Here is a 16,334-nt window from a genome sequence, read left to right as displayed (position 1 = left end):
TACCTCAGCTAGTTGAGTAGTTGAGCAATAGATTTTGGTTGCTGCTTTAAAGACAGTTGCATTTCTGCTTTCGGGGATAATGATGATAGATCTCGTGAACTTTTAAATTTGATAAAGATTTTTTTACCTTTCTTATTGGTGAAATTACCCAACATCATGGATATTTTCCCTTCAAGTTTCTTTTCACCAATTGTTAATTTGACTTTATCTCCAACTAAAATCGTTTTTTTCGGTTTGTCTTTTAACCAAAAAGAGAACTCATTATTGGAGTTGTGTTTTAAAATAAACCCGATAGGCTTATAAGGGGAACTGATATTGCTATCTGTGTTTAAATGAAAAAATAATCCAGAAGATGGGGCTCTAAGGTAATATTGTTTTGGTTGGGTTTCATTTATGTTGGATAATAAATATATAGATTGATTTTTATCTACTTGTTCAGCTTCTTGAACTAATTGTTCTTTTATGATGCTCGGTGAAGGTACTACTAGGGGCTGATAATTATCTACTGCAATACTGATATTAAAGTTTTGAGTGCTAGCTAGCGTAATAAATTTAATACAAATCACTATAAGAAGTATAATAAAGCATAAAACCCATATAGCTTGATTAATAATATTAGGTTGTTTGATCACTGAGTGACCAAACTCTTGAGATTTATATTGATTCCTTAATGCTTCTTTACGAAACATATTTATTACAGACATTATTTTAACCTACTTTTTTAAATTGAATATCACCAACTGAATTATGGTGATTCATATAGCTTAAAGGACAACCCATTTGCCAGCTATCAAGAGTTGAAAAGCCTTGAACCCAAGAGCTAAACCTTTGATTGTTAATGTCTAAAGAGCCATCTTTATTTATTTTACCAATAGAGTTTCTGTCATCATTCAATGCGACAGTACATTTATTTAAATTGCCATTAGCACGAATTGAAAGGGAATTTGGTTTACCTGCATAACAAATATAATTTCCTTTTGAGCCTAGTTTTACACTTTGATCTGAGTAACTAGTTGTGAGTTGGGAAACTAGTTCTGTAGCTGATTTTTGTGATGTAAGACTATTTACATCAACTTTATTATTACCACCTAGATCTTCAATTGCTTTAAAAAATAACTTAAACCTTGAATCTTCTGCTAAAAATTTATCGTAACGATTACAGAAATCAAGAACACTATCTTGATTAAGGTCTGTTACATGAACTCTTAAGGTAATTGAAAATTTAAGATCAGTGTTTGCAGCATCTAATAAACGTTGCCATATTTTATCAAAGCTACCTCGCCCAGTGCGAGTTACTCTAGTTTTATCATGGGACTCTTTGTCACCATCGATAGATATTTGAAAACTATTTTGTTTTAATGAAATGAGTTTTTCTAGAGTTTTAATATCTAGCAATAATCCATTTGTGGTCATATCTCCAGATACATCACAATTTAATTGTTTTGCTAAATTAAAAGTATATTCAGCTATATTAAAAACAACATCTTTGGCTAATAATGGCTCACCACCAAACCAGCTAAAATGAAATTTAGAAAGTTTAGGTAATTTATTAGATATTAATTTTTTGGTAGCTTCAATTAACCAATCAGGCATTTTTCCGATTTCAAAGTCTTCATAACAATATACGCATCTGAAATTACATTGCTCTGTAGGGAAAAGAATTAACTGAAATTGTTCGTTACTTAAGCTGTTTATTAATTGTTGTTTGGAGAAGCCTTGAATTTTTTCTACTGAGGTAGTCATTAATTAAATCCTACGTTAAAAGTATACTGCTACATGATGTATTTCATGTAGCAGATTAGCTTTAGTTTTACTTTAATTGTTTGCCACATGAACCATTTAATGTTGGACAGCTACCATTTATTGCTTCATCTTCATTTTCATCTTCTGGTGAAAAACCACCTGCAATTGCATTTGTTAGTTCTTCACTTAGTTCAATTTCACCATCTTTGTTTAATTTAATTTCTTCGTTTTTAATGTTTTCTAATTTATCAGTCATTGTATTACTTCCTTTAGTTAGTTTATTACGTTTGTTTTTAAGACAACTTCATTATGTATTGATCAGTTAATTTAAAAACTGGTAAATATACTAGGTTTTAATATTTTTATGGTGTTTCTTCTAAGGTTGAACTTAATAACGTTGTAATTTTTGAGCACCACTCAGAGGGTTGTTTTTCTGGTAAATAACCTAAAATTACTTTTATTTTTTTTCGCAATATTATGTAATCTGTGAGTGTTGCAATATCGAGTATTTTTCTTTTTAAATCACTATTTGGATAGTTTTGATATAATGAACAAAGTAGCATGCCATAATTAAATTCATCATTTATTAATTGGTATTGTTCTAAGGTTTGCGTTACTAATAAAGAGGTTGGTTTGAGGTTTGCTTCTTCTATGATACGAGAGGAAAAAATTAGCTTTGTTAGGCTATTTAAAGATGTTTGCTCCATTTTATCAATTAAATGTTCCATAACCGTTTTTGCATTTTTATATTTCTTTTGTCCTTTGTACGATTCATATAATCTGTATAAGTAGATACCTCTTTTTATACAGTTACTTTGATTCATGCCTTGTTTTGATAATTGCTCCGCCTGTTCAAATTTATTTAATGCAAGTAAAGATATTATTTCAGACTCTAAATAAATAGACTCCATATATGTCTTTTCAGATAATTGACTTTTTAAGTTTAAAACTTCAACGAATTTAGATTCAGAAATATATGTTTTTAGTTGTTCATCAAGCGATACTACCTTTAACATTTTCCAATGTTCTTGTAGTTCAGCTTCACCTACAGTGAAGCCTCCTAGCTCTACTTTTCTATCATTTGAAAATCTATTTATTTTATTAAAAGTCGGCCAAAACTTATTATTTCGCATTAACCTATGTAACCTTGCTAAGTTAACGCTAGGATCTACTAAGTTTTTTAATTTTTCAGTATCTGCTTGCTTGTTATGCGATATTGACCAGTACTTAATGATTTTATTGAGAGTTTGCTCACTCTCCTCTGTTTTTCCTTGGTATGCTAAAATCAGAGGGTAGGCATTAAATATCCAACTTAATGTTTTGTTTTTTTTTAACTCTAAACCGTTATTATTTTTAACACTTTCATTAAATTCTAGACTCATTTTTTGACACCAGTTGTCTATATTAGATAAAGAATTCAAATCTCTTGTTTCTGTAAGCCTTTTGAAATAAGGAGTAAATGTACTTTGAGTAGCATTCATTACTTAATTCCATCTGCTGAATAATGTTTTGTAGTGTTAAGATGCTCTTCCTTAAGTTGGCATAAAGCTGTTTCTGGGCTAATTAAGCCACCAACCATTTCATCGAGTAATTCTAAACTGGTAATTTCGATGAATCCTTCATTAGTTCTTATTGCTTCTACTGTTGTATTTTTGCTCAAGTTTGAATTGTTCATCGTTATTCCCTTTTATTGTTAAAGTCTTATTTTGGCTTTTTACATTGCATATAAATGTAAATTAAGACAAATAACGAGCAATAATCTACCTGTGATTTATGTGTGACTATGCTGTAACTTCTTTATTTATCATTGATTTATGTGTTTTGTAGTAAATGAAATTCGATTCAGTTATTATCAAGCTTGATACTGGGGAGTATCTTTTTCGGGTAAATTAGGACGGTATAGTGATTAAAATAGGATGTTTCACATTAAATGTAGAGGATATAGTACTCACTCGTGATGGAGTTGATGTAATACTAGAACCTAAAGTGTTGTCTGTATTGTTGTATTTTTGTGAAAATAAAGACCGTTATATTTCAATGACGGAATTACATGAAAACGTTTGGAAAGGCCGTTGCGTATCGGATGCTGCAGTTAGAAGAATAATTAGTAAAATAAGGTTGTTATTTAATGATGATCATAAATCTCCCAAATATATTCAATCATTTCCTAAGCGCGGCTATAAATTAATTTGCTCAGTCGAATTTGATGTTCCCAAAAAAAATGAAGTCTTTCAACAAGAGCCTTTAAGGGCAGTTGAAAATAAGTCATTACCTGCTAAAAGGTTTCTAAAGTTAAAAAAGATATATTTCATTATAATTTTATCTTTGATTTTATTTAGTGGGTTAAGTATCCAGCACTTTTTATTAGGGAGTAGTTTTGAAGTAAAAACATCACATAAAGTACTGCCTACAATACCTGGTAGTAAAATTGCGGTAGAGCAATCATTAAATAATGAGTTTTTTGCTTTCTCAGGGAGAGTTAGTGAAAACAGTAGGTTTAAAGTCTTTATTAAGCAAAAAAATCAGCATGATTTTACTGCAATTCAAGGTGATGTCCACTTCCCTTTCTCTCTTGCGTTTTCAAGAAATAATGAGTTATTATTTTTTTCAGATCTAATAGAAAGCAACTCATCTATTTATCAAGTTACCTTAAATAATACTGGAAATGACTATATTCCAAAAAAACTGATTGATGGATTTTATTTAATTGGTGATGTATTCACCTCGGAAGATTACTCAATAATTTACTTCTCTGGGCAAAAAAATATAAATGAGCCCGTTAATATCTTTAAGTATAATTTAATAAGTACAAAAACTTCTAGAGTTACATCAAGTGTAGATGAATCACATTCAGATATTCGTGGAAGTATCTCTCCTAATAGCCAGTTTATGGCTGTGCTCAGGAAGTCAAAATATGATAAAAGTTATGAAGTTAGAGTAGTTGACTTATTGAGTGATGATATTATTTATCGGCATACCCAAACGAAGAAAATAAAAGATATTAATTGGCTAAGTGATGACGATTTACTGTTGCTAGATCAAGACAGTTTATATCAACTTAATTTGAAAAGTGTACTTAGTACAAATATAGCTACTAATATAGTTGATACGACCGCTGTATCTGTCATTAATAAAAATGATTTATTATTAATAGAAAAACAACCTCCCAAAAAAATATATGTTGAATTACAACTACCTATGAAAAATTGGAGAACGCATAAAGTTTTTGATATGCCAACAACAATTAAACATCTTACTTATCAACTTGACAACTATTTAGCTTTGGATGTTAAGCCAACTCATACCGAATTATTTAAATTTGATCCATTAACAAAAAATAGAGTTTCTTACTTAGAGACTCAGTATCCCATTGAGTTAATAAATTCACACAAAAATCAACCTGTGGAATTAATAAAAATTAATGATAGATTTGCGCTGATAAGTATAAAAACAAGTCAATTAACATATATCACTGGTGGAGATGAATTTATTGGAGATGCAATATTTTCTGATGATGGTAGATATGTATTTTATTCGGTTAAAAGGTTTAGTGGTTGGGTGATTTTACAATATGATATTGAATCATCAGAGAAAAAACTATTTCTAGATGGGTATCGTTCAATTCGATATCTAAAAACAGACCTTGTACTGACAGATGAGTCTGGTGAATTATATTTATATACAGTAAAAACTAAAAATATTTTAGATTTAAAATATCAAATATCAATTGAGCCAGATACTTATTGGGACACTCATAAAAGCTCTATTTATTGGAGTAGTCATGATTTAGTAGAAACAACATTTCATCAAATAGATCTCAGTGATTTAAATAAAGTTAAAGAATATAGTAAATCTTACGACTATGAAAAAGTACCTCCGGCCTTTGTTATTAATAAAGAGAAAAATAAATTGTTATTTTCTCAAAAAGATATAAAAGGTTCTCAAATCTTAAAACTATCTATCAGATAATGTGACTTTTATGTGATTTTCATAAAAGTCATATCGTTATTATTGTTTTATGCTTTTATTTATTTAAAGTTATTCCTGTTTTTATTAAATATTTATAGGGTGCAACAAATAATGAAATCATTAAATTTATTAATAATTTTAACTGCAGTTTTTACAATGAACTTAGTTTTACTAGATTCTATTTTAATCTCTGAAACAGATTCTATTTCTCCTTTTAGTGTTTGTAAGATATTAGATACATGCAAAAAGGAAGGGTAATTCTTAAAATTTGTGAGTTGGGGTTAACATGCAGTACATCGAAAGCTTAATTAAAGAAATTAACTGTATTGATTCTAAAGAGCAGTTAGTTTTATTCTTTGAAAAAGTAACTGATTTATTTAATTATAAATGGTCTGGTTTAGTCATTTTCAAACCAAAATTGAATAATAAATATGAAGTGAGTGTTCTTGGTAATATACCTATAAACATGCAAGAAAGAATAAAAAAAAGCATAGATATAAGTGATTATTGTTTAAATGAGATAGAACCAAAATCTTTAGTTATTAAAGGTAAAGCATCAATTGAAAGTAATAATCTTGAAATTTTGGTTATACCTATTAACGGTGTGGGATCTGAATTTGCTTGTTTAACTTTTTTATTAAACTCAGAAAAACAAAGAGGGTTGGTAGTTGAAAAAATAGGCTGGTTTTGGCTAATGTTATCTTCATTTATCTATAATAAATACAAAAAAGAAATAGCAGATGATAGTCATAAAATGACTAAAAGAGAATTGGAATGTATTAAATGGGCCTCAGATGGCAAAACTTCATGGGAAATTAGTCAGTTATTGTCTATCAGTCAAAGAACTGTTGATTTTCATTTAGCTAACTGCATAGTAAAAACAGATAGTATTAACCGACAGCAAGCAATTGTTAAATGTGCTTTAAATGGTCATTTATTAGTATAGCTAAAGTGCATTAAGCTAAAGCAAGTAATTGTTTTAGCTTTATTATTTTATGATAACTATGCATTAGTATTTTAAGCTTGTTTCAATAAACCTATAACTTTACTTTATGGGATTAATCCTGCCAATTAGCTGTTCATTTATTCAAATATCAATACTAGATAGTCTGATATAAAAATCTACGATTGTTGATGCTCGATCATTGTTATTTCAGTTAAGTTTTGTTTAAATACATCTATCTTTCGAATCGAAACTTAATTGCAGCCAAATGACCAAACGAAATACGCAACAAAGACGCCATACCATACTTAACCAAGTTAATGATCTTGGTGAAGTAACGGTTGATGTGTTGGCTGAACAATTTGAAACGTCAGAAGTTACGATTCGAAAGGATTTAACCGCATTAGAAAAAAGTGGCTTATTATTGCGCCGTTATGGTGGTGCTATCGCATTACCGCAAGAAATTGTTACACAAAGTAATGAAGCGCTTGTTTCGCGTCGAAAAATGGCAATTGCTAAAGCAGCTGCTAACCTCATTAAAGATCATAATCGCATTATTATTGATAGTGGTCGAACGACGGCAGCTTTAATATCACAACTGACCAATAAACGCGGATTATTGGTAATGACAAACGCCATGAATATCGCTAATCAATTATTATCTTTAGAAAATGAACCCACATTATTGATGACCGGAGGAACTTGGGATCCGCATTCTGAGTCTTTTCAGGGGCAAGTTGCAGAGCAAGTTTTGCGCTCATATGATTTTGATCAGCTTTTTATTGGTGCCGATGGCATTGATATTGACCGGGGTACGACAACGTTTAATGAATTAATGGGATTAAGCCAAGTAATGGCTGAATCTGCTAGAGAAGTAATCGTAATGGTCGAATCTGACAAGATAGGCCGAAAAATACCTAATTTAGAATTACCTTGGCACAAAGTGACAACCTTAATAACCGACAACAACTTGGCTGAAGATATTTGCCAAGCGATTAAAGGTTGTGGCGTACAACTTATTTGTGCTGATGTGAATGATTAATAGTAAACAAATAACGTATCCATAAGGATATTGATATTTAACCATACACCCGTGCAGGAGAAAGATATGTGTGGAATAGTTGGGGCTGTTGCAGAACGCCCAGTAAATAAAATTTTAGTTGAAGGTTTAAAGCGCCTTGAATACCGTGGTTACGACTCAGCTGGCGTTGCCTTATTAAATGGCTCTGAGCTATCAAGTGTAAAAGCAGTTGGTAAAGTTGTGAACTTAGAAAAAGCGTTAAATGAGTCTGGCTGTAAAGGTACTACTGGTATCGCACATACGCGCTGGGCAACGCACGGTGGTGTTACTGAGGCTAATGCGCATCCGCATTTATCAAATAATCAAATAGCGTTAGTGCATAACGGTATTATTGAAAATCATGAAAAATTACGTAACGAGCTAAAAGTAAAAGGTTACGAATTTTTATCAGATACAGATACTGAAGTAATGGTACATACCATTCATGATTTACGTAAAACGTCAGATAGCTTGTTATCTGCAGTACAAAGCGCGGTTAAATTATTTGAAGGCGCTTACGGTACAGTTGTTTTTGATAAAGATAACGACAATGAAATGATCGTATCTCGTTCAGGTAGCCCGCTTGTAATTGGTTTAGGTTTAGGTGAAAACTTTATCGCCTCTGATCAATTAGCACTATTACCAGTTACGCGCAGCTTTATGTTCCTTGAAGAAGGTGATGTTGCACGTGTTACTCGTGAGTCAGTTGAAATTTACGACTTAAACGGTGAGTTAGTTGAGCGTGAAGTGCATGAATCTAACATTACGCAAGATGCATCGGGTAAAGGTGAATTCCGTCATTACATGCTTAAAGAAACTTACGAGCAGCCAGTTGCGGTACGTAATACCCTTGAAGGTCGTTTAACTGATGATCGTGTTGTTAATGATGCTTTTGGTACTTTTAATGGTAAAAATGCCATCGAAATATTAAAAGATGTAAAACATGTACAAATCATTGCATGTGGTACGTCATATCACTCAGGTATGGTTGCGCGCTACTGGTTAGAGCAATATGCAGGTGTAAGTTGTAATATCGAAATTGCATCAGAATTTAGATACCGTAAATCTTTTGTTCATGAAAATAGCTTATTAGTCACCATTTCACAATCTGGTGAAACAGCTGATACCTTAGCTGCTTTACGTCTTGCAAAAGAGCAAGGTTACATGGCGTCGATGACGATTTGTAATGTAGCGGGTTCATCTTTAGTACGTGAATCTGACTTAGCATTTATGACTAAAGCCGGTACTGAGATTGGTGTTGCTTCAACTAAAGCATTTACCACACAACTTGTTGGTTTATTAATGCTAGTGGCAGGTATCGCACAAGAAAAAGGCTTAGACCAATCACATATTATTAAGTCACTTAAAACATTACCAAATAAATTAGAAGAAGCATTAAGCTTAGCCTCTGGTATTGAAGATTTAGCCGAAGAATTTGCCGATAAACATAACGCATTATTCTTAGGTCGTGGCGACCAATATCCAATCGCAATGGAAGGTGCTTTAAAGCTTAAAGAAATTTCTTATATTCATGCTGAAGCCTATGCTGCTGGTGAGTTAAAACATGGACCACTTGCATTAATTGATGCTGATATGCCGATCATAGTAGTTGCACCTAATAATGAATTATTAGAAAAACTTAAATCTAACGTAGAAGAAGTACGTGCACGTGGCGGCATCATCTATGTATTTGCTGATAAAGCGTCAGAGTTTAAATCAGATGACACTATGCGTGTAGTAAACGTGAACCATGTTGAAGATATTCTAGCACCTATCGTTTATACCATACCTCTACAGTTATTATCTTATTACGTAGCTGTGATCAAAGGCACTGATGTTGACCAACCTCGTAACTTGGCAAAATCTGTAACTGTAGAATAATCAATATCTTGTATTTTTAGAGGTTGTCGAAAGACAGTAAGGTCTGATTGTCATTTTAACCTCCTGATAAGTTTAACTTAACAGGAGGTTTTTTATGTCAGATGTCGAAATGTAACAAAGTTAAGTTTGATCAGTTACATTAATGATTGATCATTTTTTAATAAAGAAGAATGATCGGTAGCGAACGTTGTTATAAGTAATTTGATAATATTACTCACATAGAGTTAATGTCCCTTAAGAGCGATCAACGGACGTTCATTTAAATTCCAAACTTAAAATAAACATGTAAAAATGAGCAGTTTGAGTGTTTGCTAAATATCAGCAGAGGCTAGTTGATTGATAGCTAAAGTCTCACTTTTAATTGAACTTGGAATGCACACTGAGGGGTTAAGCTAGATAGTATATTTTATTTTCGAAGAAGACTACCTAAGTGGTTGGTGTTAGAGAAATTTGCTTTGGTTTAAATACACAAAAACTTATTTCAGCTGTTACAGTCAGCAGTCGTTTGCCTAAATTAAATATCGTTTCTTACTAGGTTTTTCAATGTAGCTATAGTTGACACGAGATCGGTGCGTTTAGGATTTTCTTTTGCTACTTGACCAATCAAGTGCAGCGCATCGCTGTATTGCCCTTGTTCAATAGCTATTTTTGCTCGACCTAACATGGCTGGCTCACGATGACTAGGTAATGCCTCAGCCCTTAAGTAATAATGCTTAGCTTGGATATATCGCTGTTGATCTCTTAGCAGTTTGGCAAACTCCATTAATGCTTCCCCTTGTGTTGGTGCAAGCTTTAATGCGTTTTTTAATACTTTTTCCGCTTTAGATACCTCACCTTTGTGAATGCCAAGTCTTGCTTCTGTAACAGCTAAGGTGACATTAAGTTCTTTAGAGATAGATTGTGTCTTACTGCGCGTTAATAACGCCTGCAAATTATCCCATTGCTGCTCAGCAGCTAACCATTTAGTGATTTGTATAAGTTCGTGCTGATGTGCCTGCTTAATTGATTTATTGAGTAAGGCAGGGTGAGTCAATAACTCAACAGCGCGTTTAGGGCTACCTGTGGTTAAGTGAAGTTGTATCGCCGTCATTAAGTTGTCAGGTGTTTTCTCACCTAATTGTATTGCACTTTCTAAGCTGCTAACGGCTTGTAAGTTATCACCACTTTGTAATGCTATTTGGCTTCTTAACATCCACAGTTCTTTGTCTTGTGGTGATTGTTCAAGTATTTTTTCGACTAAAGCCGAAGCTTGTGCAAGCGACTTTGAACGCACCAATGAAAATAGTAGGCCCTGTTGCCAGTCTTTATTTGTCGCATCTAAAAAGGCTGCTTGGCGGAAGCCTGCAACGGCTGCTGATGGATGGCCTAGCTGCATGTTAACGTAGGCCAATTGGCCGATTAATTGGGCACTGCTTTTGCCTAACTCTATCGCCTTTTGTAAATGCGGACGTGCTTTTTCAAATGCGCCTTCACGTAAATAAGTCAGTGCAAGTGCATTATGGGCTGGCGCTAGCTCAGGCTCTTTTATAGTAGCCTTTTCGAGCATGGTTTTGGCTGTCGAAAACTGCTCTAACGCCATGGCAATTTGGCCGCGTAACAACAGCATTGCTCCGCTTTCTTCGTCAGGCGTGAAGCGCTTTAATTTTTTGCTAACTTCTTGATAATTATTAGCTTTTAGTAATGGTTGAAGATTGTATAAAAAGCTATTTTCAGACGGCAGCAATGCCCGAGGGTTAACCGCATTGTTTTGAATCAAAAAGGTCCACTCTGGCTCGGCTAATGCTAATGTTAATTCTTTCGCTGTCGTTGCGCTTGAATACATTAAGGTTACACATACTAGAGCAACTAAGTTTTTGGTTTTCTTGGATAACATGGTATCTCTCACGCGGTAATATCTAATGGCCAAATAAAACGTGCTTTAACAGCAACACCTTCTTTTTGTGGTGCAGTGAATTTACTGCGTTGAATCAATCGTTTAATTTCTTTATTAAGCTCTTCGTAAGGGTTTTCGACAATGCGATTAAGTGTCACTTTGCCCGTCGTATTTATCGTGATATCTAATCGCATATGTACTTTTTTAACGCCTCGCTTTTTGAGACTGTCAGGCATGGTAATACGAGTTTTGGTTAATAGGCTTGGTAATCTATCTAGTTGATTTAGTTTGAAAATTTCTATGTTAGGCGTAAAGTCGACAAAGCTTACTTCATTCATTGTAATATCAGGGACGTCTGGTTTATCGATATCGATATCGATAGTCTTTGGTACTTCAATATTGGGTAATATTGCCCCTGTACCTTCAATAGCAATATCTAAGGTAATATCTTGTTGTTGCTGAGCTTGTGGCTGTGCAGGCGGTGGTGGAGGCGGTGGTAAAGCGGCACTTAAACGTCTTACTTCTACCTCTGGCTCGATCAGACTTGGTAAGTATTGGGCGACAATTAACACTGCCATGAGCGTGGTTAAAAATGCGATACTTAATATACTCGTAAATAGGCGTTGCTTCATTTGGCGCACAGGGCGAGTTGGTGTAATTAGTGCGGTATTTGACATGATACTAAGGCTTTAATGAAGCGATACTTACGCTACTAACGCCAGCGAGCTTTACTTCATCGATCACGGCAATAAGTTGCTCAGTAGGTACTTGTTTATCAGCCTGTACAACGACAGGGCGCTGGTCATCGGCATTAGATTGTTCAATGACCGAGCGAACACCAACAACACCAATATTACTGCCGTCGTAAACTACATTACCTTCAGCGGTAATTGCTATTAGAATGACATTTTTTTCAAGCGTAGAAGCCGATAACGCTTGGGGCTTATCAACTTCAACCCCTGTTTCTCGCACAAATACTGTGGTGACAATAAAAAATATCAACAAAATAAAAACGACATCGATTAACGGCGACATATCGATGCCTTGTGCTGTCTGCTGGTGGTCGAGTCGCTGCTTTAATTTACTGGCCATTGGCAAACCCATGCTTATTTTGACGGCTTACTAACATGCCGTGAATGGTCCATGCAGGAATTGCAAATAAAAGCCCAAGTTGGGTTGTTAACAAGGCATCACTAATGCCTTGGCTAAATAACGCTGTGCCTGTTGCGCCAGTTTGTAATGCAACAAAGCTGTCTATAAGTCCAATAATGGTGCCAAGCAACCCTAATAATGGCAACACGGTAATGAGCGTTGGCGTAATATCTTTACTGCTTTCTTCGTGTGTTGGCTGCGTCATCCACATAGTAAAAAGTTGCTGATAACAGACAAGTGCCACGATTAGGATGATCCAACAAACACCACTCCCAACAATTTGAGTAAACAATGTTTCAATCATTATGCAGCACTCTTTTGTTGTGAGTGAATAGGCGTTTGTGTAAGCATTAATGCAAAGTTTTCCAACAGGCTGTGGTAGGCTTTTGCTTTGCGAGAGAGTATCGAATGGATAATTAACGCAGGGATCGCTACCACTAAGCCCATTTCAGTAGTAATTAAGGCTTGAGCGATACCGCCAGATACCACTTCTGGATCGCCAGAGCCAAATAACGTCATCATACGGAATGTTTCAATCATGCCGCTAACAGTACCTAATAAGCCTAATAGTGGTGCAACCGAGGCTGTAACCGCAATGGCGGTTAGACGTTTCTCTAAGGTATTTTTATCTTGCTGCAATTGCTGGAATAACAAATCATCGCGCTCTTGCTCTGATCTCGCTAACGTTGACATATCTAATAGTGTTGACTGCATTTTACCCATCACAGGTTGAGCACTTGTACCATTGACCAACGCATCAAGCCCAGATTGTGAAAAAAGCTGTACTTTAGGTAAGCGCCACAAGGCGAAACCTCTACCTATGGCAATAACTAAGGCAACTAATGCAAAGCTTAAAATAGGCACGATCCAAATGCCGCCTTTGTGCACGTGATCTAAAATAGTTTCTTTTGGTACTTGAGTAAGCTTACTTAAACTCGGATCAAAGCTCAGCTGCGCAGGTTTGCCTTGTTTTAAATCTAAAAGGGCATTACTCATCGACTCAGATAAACGCTGTTGAACAATCCACTCTTTACCTGAACGTTCTGCGCGGTAGGCTTGTTCGCCATCTAACATCCAGTGAGTAGGCCCATAGCTAATGTGCTCAGCATCGGTAATTTGACCGCTTTCAAGTACTAATTGTGCTGATGTAAAAGCAGGCTCAAACCACAGTTCTCCTCGCTCGGTAATATCTGCAACGGTAGCCAGTTTTTGCTCAGTGGTGACATTTTTAGTGACAGAGTCGGCATGAAGACGCAAGAATTGCTGTAATAAGTTTTGCTGATAGTTTTGCTGGCTTTGCCATTGTTTCAAGCGGTCTTCTAACTGGCTTAGGTTGAGGTTTCTATCATCGGCAATTTTACGTGCGCTAATTGTTGTCTTTTCTAGATCAACAAGTTCGTGTTCTAAATCAACAATGGTTTTAGTTAATTTACCGCGGGTTTTCGCAATTTGTGATTCGGTTGTTGCTAACTCTTTTTGGGCTGTACTAATTTTTTTTAATAGTTCTTGCTCAATATTAGTGTTTGCCACCGTTGCAAAACTAGTTACCGCAAAACAACTCAGTAGTATGCGCAAAAAGGAGATTGAGGTTACCTTTTTCATTGCGCTACTCCTGTTGGTAATTGCTTGATATCAAAAGTGACGTCACTTGCGTTTTTCTGATTTTCGACAATAGCAATAGCATCAAGTATTTTTTTGCTGTTTGATTCTTGGCTGAAGTGCCACTGCCAATTACCGTTTTCAACTAAGCCATAACCAGAATATTCGCCGTTTTGGCTAGTGAACCAGGCTTGTGATAAGCCCAAGTACAGCTGTTTAACGAGTACCTCATTACCTTGATCATTAGGCAGGCGCATTGAATGCAGCGTAATACGTTCGTTGAAATCTTTTAATCGACTTAAGCGGCTCAGTTGTTGTTCAAGTACTACCGCATTGTTATCACTTGGCTCTACTTGCCAATCTGTTTTCAACGGCGGCGGCAAAAGTGATTCTATGTTGTCTAAGCGATTTTTTAATCGGGTGATAGCATCAGATGTAAGTGATTGATCACTTTCAATCTGTGCTTGCTTTTTAAGTAAGTGTTCTCGTTTTTTCTCTACTTCATTTGTATTCACCTGATTGGTATCCAATAAGGTGTTTAATTGCTTTTTCTCGATTTTAAGCAGCTTAATACGTTGCTCGAGTAATGGTTGCTCTGTTTGCCAATTCGCTTTTAAGTGTGAGGTTTGGCGTTCGGTCTCAAGCCACTGCTGAGTAAGTTTATCGATTCGGCCAGCGGTTAGCTCCGCATGAGCAAATTGCATTACACAAATAGACAAAAAGCAAAAGCTGAACAAGCGGACACTTGTCGCACCGAAATATCTAAGGCTCATAAAACTACTGTCAGAAAAAAAGTGGTGCAATTATACATAAAGCATATTTCAAAATCAATAAATGATAACGGTTTGCATTTGCATTTGCATTTGTTTTATTGCAAATGATAATGGTTCGTATTAAAATGCGCCCGAATTTTGACGTGAAATGTTAGCAGCACATGACGATTTCATTGCTAATTCAACTGCTTATCAAAATGCCAGATGACTAATTTTATCCCCTTAAAAGAAAAGTATTTGTAGAAAAATATTATTCATAACAGATGTTTATCGTTGAGGAATTAGTTTTATCCACTTTTAGTTTTTAATTAAGAAGAGATTTTTAACAATGAAAAAAATAGTGTTCACTTCTATCGCCTTTGCAATGTTAAGTGGTTGTGTTGCAACTCAAGAACAATCTGCACCAGAGCAAGTCGCTAAAACACAAGCGGCTAAAACCGAGGCAGCAGTTTTAACCAAACAAGACAGAGAAAAAGCAAAAAAAGATGATCGCGGACATCGACCTATGCCAATGACTGAGCAGCGCTTAAATTGGTTACTTGCTCAATACAGTATAGGCCAAGACGAACAGTTAACGTGGGCAGAATATAACGAATGGCGTCAAACACGCTTCAATACCACTGATGCAAACGACAATGGCACAGTCGATGTAGAAGAGTATTTATATGAGTTTGAAAACCGCTTAGACAAGCGCTATGAACAAGGTCGTAAAGCGCATATAGAACAAACTAACCGTCGTTTTAAATCGCTTGATAAAGATGAAAATAAAGCGATTGAATGGAGTGAATATGAAGCTTCAGGTGTTCGCATTTTTGCTCGTTGGGACACCAACGAAGATGGCGTTATTGATGAAAAAGATCCTAAAAAAGCGTCAAAGTATAGCAAGAAAAAATCAGGTAGTTCTTGGTACAGTAAAAACCCAATCTCTTATATCAAAATGCCAACTACTCATAACCTAAAAGGCTTACAAAGTATTTATGATGCCAACAAAGACGGTGCGGTATCGAGAGATGAGTTTACCAACGAACGTCGCTCTGTATTTTATGTAACAGACACAGATAAAAATGGCGTGTTATCTGCTGAAGAATACCTTATTGAATTTGAAGATCGCATTGTTCAAACGGTAGACAAAAGCCGTCGTGGTTCAATTAAGCAAACTTATGTGCGTTTCAATGCCTTAGATGACAATAAAGATGAAGCCATGACGTTTGAAGAGTTTCAAATTTCAGGTAAGCGTATTTTTACGCGTTGGGATAAAAACAGTGACGGTGTGATTTCAAGCGCTGATATTGGTGAGTAGCCTAGTGCGTCACTTAATCCGTAACGCAGGGACAGCCATCA

General features: G+C 35.1%; 16 protein-coding genes. 5 read left to right on the top strand and 11 right to left on the bottom strand.

What is annotated here, in order from left to right:
- Nucleotides 1-8: 8 nt before the first annotated feature.
- The 5 genes from PSA_RS02105 to PSA_RS02085 all read right to left on the bottom strand — a co-directional run bounded on the left by PSA_RS02105 (nt 9) and on the right by PSA_RS02085 (nt 3,418).
- Nucleotides 9-704: a hypothetical protein gene (locus PSA_RS02105; protein WP_042147889.1), complete on the bottom strand. Its 696-nt coding sequence runs from the start codon at nt 702-704 to the stop codon at nt 9-11.
- A gap of 4 nt (nt 705-708) precedes the next feature.
- Nucleotides 709-1,743, bottom strand: coding sequence for a radical SAM protein (locus PSA_RS02100; protein ID WP_042147892.1), 1,035 nt, complete (start codon nt 1,741-1,743; stop codon nt 709-711).
- A 67-nt stretch (nt 1,744-1,810) separates the two neighbouring features.
- Nucleotides 1,811-1,999 carry a hypothetical protein gene (locus PSA_RS02095; RefSeq protein ID WP_042147894.1) on the bottom strand — a complete coding sequence of 63 codons (189 nt, stop codon included), beginning with the start codon at nt 1,997-1,999 and terminating at the stop codon, nt 1,811-1,813.
- 106 nt (nt 2,000-2,105) lie between these two features.
- Nucleotides 2,106-3,125 carry a hypothetical protein gene (locus PSA_RS02090; protein ID WP_127924166.1) on the bottom strand — a complete coding sequence of 340 codons (1,020 nt, stop codon included), beginning with the start codon at nt 3,123-3,125 and terminating at the stop codon, nt 2,106-2,108.
- 98 nt (nt 3,126-3,223) lie between these two features.
- Nucleotides 3,224-3,418: a hypothetical protein gene (locus PSA_RS02085; RefSeq protein ID WP_042147899.1), complete on the bottom strand. Its 195-nt coding sequence runs from the start codon at nt 3,416-3,418 to the stop codon at nt 3,224-3,226.
- A gap of 227 nt (nt 3,419-3,645) precedes the next feature.
- On the opposite strand from PSA_RS02085, the gene PSA_RS02080 reads away from it, so the two are divergent.
- The 4 genes from PSA_RS02080 (at nt 3,646) to glmS (ending at nt 9,596) form a co-directional block, all read left to right on the top strand.
- On the top strand, nt 3,646-5,712 hold the full coding sequence (locus PSA_RS02080; RefSeq protein WP_052380076.1) for a winged helix-turn-helix domain-containing protein: 2,067 nt from the start codon (nt 3,646-3,648) through the stop codon (nt 5,710-5,712).
- A 286-nt stretch (nt 5,713-5,998) separates the two neighbouring features.
- The gene (locus PSA_RS02075) at nt 5,999-6,658 is read left to right on the top strand and encodes a helix-turn-helix transcriptional regulator (RefSeq protein ID WP_052380077.1); all 660 of its coding nucleotides are present in this window, start codon (nt 5,999-6,001) and stop codon (nt 6,656-6,658) included.
- A gap of 265 nt (nt 6,659-6,923) precedes the next feature.
- Nucleotides 6,924-7,697 (top strand): DeoR/GlpR family DNA-binding transcription regulator, encoded by a 774-nt coding sequence (locus PSA_RS02070; RefSeq protein WP_042147901.1) that lies wholly within the window; start codon nt 6,924-6,926, stop codon nt 7,695-7,697.
- A 66-nt stretch (nt 7,698-7,763) separates the two neighbouring features.
- Nucleotides 7,764-9,596, top strand: coding sequence for a glutamine--fructose-6-phosphate transaminase (isomerizing) (gene glmS / locus PSA_RS02065; protein WP_042147903.1), 1,833 nt, complete (start codon nt 7,764-7,766; stop codon nt 9,594-9,596).
- 514 nt (nt 9,597-10,110) lie between these two features.
- On the opposite strand, the gene PSA_RS02060 is transcribed toward glmS, so the two are convergent.
- Genes PSA_RS02060 through PSA_RS02035 form a run of 6 tightly spaced genes read right to left on the bottom strand, consistent with a single transcriptional unit; the run spans nt 10,111 to nt 14,993 of the window.
- Nucleotides 10,111-11,469: a tetratricopeptide repeat protein gene (locus PSA_RS02060; protein WP_059364710.1), complete on the bottom strand. Its 1,359-nt coding sequence runs from the start codon at nt 11,467-11,469 to the stop codon at nt 10,111-10,113.
- An 8-nt stretch (nt 11,470-11,477) separates the two neighbouring features.
- Nucleotides 11,478-12,146, bottom strand: coding sequence for an energy transducer TonB (locus PSA_RS02055; RefSeq protein ID WP_052380078.1), 669 nt, complete (start codon nt 12,144-12,146; stop codon nt 11,478-11,480).
- 4 nt (nt 12,147-12,150) lie between these two features.
- On the bottom strand, nt 12,151-12,561 hold the full coding sequence (locus PSA_RS02050) for a biopolymer transporter ExbD (RefSeq protein WP_042147909.1): 411 nt from the start codon (nt 12,559-12,561) through the stop codon (nt 12,151-12,153).
- Nucleotides 12,551-12,865 carry a MotA/TolQ/ExbB proton channel family protein gene (locus tag PSA_RS02045; protein ID WP_193216537.1) on the bottom strand — a complete coding sequence of 105 codons (315 nt, stop codon included), beginning with the start codon at nt 12,863-12,865 and terminating at the stop codon, nt 12,551-12,553. Before PSA_RS02045 ends, PSA_RS02050 begins: the two co-directional genes overlap by 11 nt.
- Before the next feature lie 59 nt (nt 12,866-12,924).
- The gene (locus PSA_RS02040) at nt 12,925-14,223 is read right to left on the bottom strand and encodes a MotA/TolQ/ExbB proton channel family protein (RefSeq protein WP_052380079.1); all 1,299 of its coding nucleotides are present in this window, start codon (nt 14,221-14,223) and stop codon (nt 12,925-12,927) included.
- Entirely contained in the window at nt 14,220-14,993 is a 774-nt protein-coding gene (locus tag PSA_RS02035) for a DUF3450 family protein (RefSeq protein WP_082305604.1), read from the bottom strand. The genes PSA_RS02040 and PSA_RS02035 overlap by 4 nt, the downstream gene beginning before the upstream one ends.
- A gap of 328 nt (nt 14,994-15,321) precedes the next feature.
- On the opposite strand from PSA_RS02035, the gene PSA_RS02030 reads away from it, so the two are divergent.
- Nucleotides 15,322-16,293, top strand: a complete 972-nt coding sequence (locus tag PSA_RS02030; RefSeq protein WP_052380080.1) for a hypothetical protein — start codon at nt 15,322-15,324, stop codon at nt 16,291-16,293.
- Nucleotides 16,294-16,334 lie beyond the last annotated feature (41 nt).

Source organism: Pseudoalteromonas sp. '520P1 No. 423', from assembly GCF_001269985.1.
In the GTDB taxonomy this organism is placed as follows: Bacteria; Pseudomonadota; Gammaproteobacteria; order Enterobacterales; family Alteromonadaceae; genus Pseudoalteromonas.
Note: the sequence above shows the minus strand (reverse complement) of the source record. Positions and strands in the feature narration are given on the sequence as shown.